We start from the raw sequence: 302 nt of genomic DNA on the forward strand, positions 1-302 counted from the left end.
TCGCTCTTGGCATAGACCACCAGCGTGTCGGCGTCCGGCCCGTTGGTGATCCACATCTTGCTGCCGTTGAGCAGGTAGTAGCCGCCCTTGTCCTCGGCTTTCAGCTTCATGCTCAGGACGTCGCTGCCGGCACCGGGCTCGCTCATGGCCAGCGCGCCCACGTGCTCGCCCGAGATCAGTTTGGGCAGGTATTTTTGGCGCTGCTCGGCGCTGCCGTTGCGCTTGATCTGGTTCACGCACAAATTGCTGTGGGCGCCGTAGGAGAGGCCGACCGAGGCCGAGGCGCGCGAGATTTCCTCCAT

The 302-nt window shown here is 63.9% G+C and carries 1 protein-coding gene; it reads right to left on the reverse strand.

Translation table 11 applies throughout. From position 1 onward, the window contains the following. On the reverse strand, positions 1-302 hold a 302-nt coding region (locus B3V69_RS19790; RefSeq protein ID WP_296449248.1), incomplete at both ends, for an acyl-CoA dehydrogenase family protein.

This window comes from Rhodoferax sp. UBA5149 (genome assembly GCF_002413825.1).
Lineage (GTDB): Bacteria > Pseudomonadota > Gammaproteobacteria > Burkholderiales > Burkholderiaceae_C > Rhodoferax.